Source organism: Bradyrhizobium sp. BRP23 (genome assembly GCF_020194135.1).
Classification (GTDB): Bacteria; Pseudomonadota; Alphaproteobacteria; order Rhizobiales; family Xanthobacteraceae; genus Bradyrhizobium; species Bradyrhizobium yuanmingense.
Genome location: NZ_JADYVW010000054.1, coordinates 1 through 639 on the forward strand (window position 1 = coordinate 1; position 639 = coordinate 639).

1 pseudogene is annotated in these 639 nt (G+C 68.2%); it reads right to left on the reverse strand.

Annotated features, from left to right (window positions below):
- Nucleotides 1-639, reverse strand: a pseudogene (locus I6F24_RS37310) (hybrid sensor histidine kinase/response regulator); the annotation flags it as partial.

Consider the following 639-nt stretch of genomic DNA (forward strand, 5'->3'; position numbering starts at 1 on the left):
GGACCAGCTCGGAGACCATGGTCATCAGGTGCTCCAGCGTATCCACGTTGACGCGGATCGACTGGTTGGCGATGCGGTCGCCCTCGCCCGCCATCTCGTCGGCCATCGACTTCTTCGGCGCGGCCTTTTCCTTGGCGGGCTTTGCGGCTTCAGCAGCCGGCTCGGCCTTAACCTCAGCCTTGGCCACGGGCGCGGGCACCGGCGCTTCGATCGCGGTCTCGCGGAAGGCGCGCTCGAGCTCGTCGAGCGAGACCTCGCCCGGACGCAGCGGACGCTCCAGGGTCTGATCGACCAGCGTGCCCATGGTCATCTCCTTGGCGGGGGCGGCTGCAGCGGCGGGCGCTTCCGGCACCAGCGGCGGCGCATCGGCAACGGGAGCAGCAGTGCCGGCTGTCGGCATCGGCTCCGCCGAGCCTGACATGGCCGCCATGCCCTGCTCGACCATTGCTTCCAGCTTGTCGATGAGATCGCGGTCGTTGCCTTCCGGCTCGGCCTCGGTCGCCTCCAAGCCAGCCAAAATCTCCTTGATGCGGTCGATCGAGGACAGGATCACCGTCACCGCCTCGGCAGTCACAGGCATGCCGTCACGGAATTTGCCCATCAGGGTCTCGCCGGCATGCGCCAGCGCTTCCAGCCGCG